This window comes from Acinetobacter sp. 228 (assembly GCF_048147885.1).
Genome location: NZ_JAYWYV010000089.1, coordinates 1 through 2,071, shown reverse-complemented (window position 1 = coordinate 2,071; position 2,071 = coordinate 1). Strand labels below are relative to the sequence as shown.

Annotated in this window: 3 protein-coding genes; 2 read left to right on the top strand and 1 reads right to left on the bottom strand. The window is 36.9% G+C overall.

The window, feature by feature from the left end; all coding sequences use genetic code 11:
* Together VXQ92_RS16130 and VXQ92_RS16125 are read left to right on the top strand one after the other, a co-directional pair.
* Positions 1-384 (top strand): sulfite exporter TauE/SafE family protein (locus VXQ92_RS16130; RefSeq protein ID WP_416682512.1); only part of this gene is annotated, 384 nt, incomplete at its 5' end.
* 109 nt (positions 385-493) lie between these two features.
* Positions 494-1,498: a homoserine dehydrogenase gene (locus tag VXQ92_RS16125; RefSeq protein ID WP_416682510.1), complete on the top strand. Its 1,005-nt coding sequence runs from the start codon at positions 494-496 to the stop codon at positions 1,496-1,498.
* 32 nt (positions 1,499-1,530) lie between these two features.
* Here VXQ92_RS16125 and VXQ92_RS16120 read toward each other — a convergent pair.
* On the bottom strand, positions 1,531-2,071 hold a 541-nt coding region (locus VXQ92_RS16120; RefSeq protein ID WP_416682509.1), incomplete at its 5' end, for a DMT family transporter.

The following is a 2,071-nucleotide window of genomic DNA, read 5'->3' as shown; positions in this document are numbered from 1 at the left end:
AATTTTAAAACTGGTGGTGTGCTTGCGAGCATCGGGATTATTGCTGGGCTTTTAACTGGTATGTTAGGGGTTGGAGGCGGCTTTGTAATTGTACCCGCGCTTAGAAAAGTCACAAATTTGGATATGCATAGCATTGTTGCAACCTCACTTATGATTATTTTCCTGATTAGTGGAATGAGTATTGTGATGCATATTGCAGAGGGCTTTCACTATCCAGTCACCATTACTAGTGCGTTCGCGCTCGCATGTGCATTCGGTATGTTATTAGGACGACAAGCTATTCGGTTTATTCCGTCTGCAATTGTACAAAAGGTCTTTGCTTTAATGGTTTTTGCTGTCGCAATTTATATGGTTATTAAGATTGTTAATCTAACAAATATCTGAGCGATATAGTATTTTAACCTTCTCTATAAATAGCAATTTTTCCAAGATGAGATATTAAAATTATCTTTGGAAAATTGATTTAAACCATTTAATTTTTTGAGAAAGTGAAATGAAGCGAATTAACGTGGCAATTTGTGGTTTTGGACGGATTGGGCAACAAATTGCAGAGCTTCTTTTAAATCGATCGACCTACTATAAACAAAAATATCAAATTGATGCCCGTTTAGTGGGTGTTTGTAACTCATCATCAGGCTTAATTGACCAAGAAGGTTTACAAGCTTCAAAGTGGCTAGATAAAACACAATATCAAGCAGGCCTAACTGAGCAAAAGTTTTTAGGAAAGGTTCAAGCAGATGTCATTATTGAAACTGGACCAAGTGATTATGTTACCGGTGGGAAAGGCCTATTTTATTTAAATTATGCTTTAACACATAGCATGCATGCGATTGCAGTATCTAAAGGTGCTTTAGTCGTAGAAGGTAAAAAACTAATTAACTTGGCACATCAGCACAATAAAAAACTATTTTTTAGCGGTGCCACTGCTGCAGCTTTACCGACTGTTGATTTGTTTGAATATAACTTGGCTGGCTGTCAAATTTTAGAAATAGAAGGTATGTTTACAGGTACCACGAATTTTATTTTAAATGATATGTCGCAACACGAATGCGCATTTACAGAATCTCTTGAAAAAGCTCAAGCAAAAGGTATTGCGGAACCTGACAGCTCTTTCGATGTAGATGGATGGGATACTGCTGCAAAAATTACGATACTAGCCAATACTGTTTTAGGAGCTGATGTAAAAATTCAGGATATTCCAAGACAAGGAATTAGTCATGTTACGGCTGAACATATTCGTGATTGGAAAAAAGAAAATGTAATTCCTCGTCTGGTTGGTTTTATCCATATTAAAAATCAGCAAATTCAAACAGGTGTTGAATTAAGGTTAGTCCCAGCAAATCATCCGTTTGCTCATCTGCAAGGTTCTAATAAATGTATTCGGGTGTTAACGCAAGAAATGGGGGAATTTGTTGTCAGTGGAGGGGCATCTGCGCCCTTAGCCACAGCCGCTGCAGCTTTAAAAGATTTCGAGTTGATGCTAAAAACGGGCTGCTAAAATTAATTATGATTTATAAAAAAAGCAGGCTTTTATGCCTGCTTCTCACAATTTTTTTGACTGCTAAATAACTTCTTTCCAATTTCAAACTTACTAAACATTAAGTAGTTACCAAGTAAGATGAGTAAAATTCCAAATACAGCATTTAAAGTCCACTCATATCCTTCAAAGAAAGTAGAAACTGTTAGAGCAACTAAAGGAAAGAGCAACGTGCTATAGGCTGCTTTAGCTGCGCCAATTCGCCCGACCAGAGAAAAATAAGCTGAAAACCCAATAACCGTGCCAAATACAGCTAAGTATAGTACCGAGCTTAAAAATGGGAAATTCATCGGCGGCATTAAATCTTGTCCTGTAAATAATGCCAGAATTAACATCACCAATGCACCATAAGTCATTGCATAACAGTTTGTTGAAAAGATATTTAGGCCACGTTTTTGGTGTCTAACACTAATCATGTTCCCTAACGAAAAACCGTAAGTGCCTATTGCACATAGCCCAATACCCATTAATAGCTGCGCATTAAACTGACTATTAATCAGGTCATGCCAAAACAGTAAAATAATACCACTTAGG

Coding starts and splice junctions, on each gene's coding strand:
- VXQ92_RS16125 (WP_416682510.1), top strand. CDS start 494: ATGAAGCGAATTAACGTGGCAATTTGTGGTTTTGGACGGATTGGGCAA.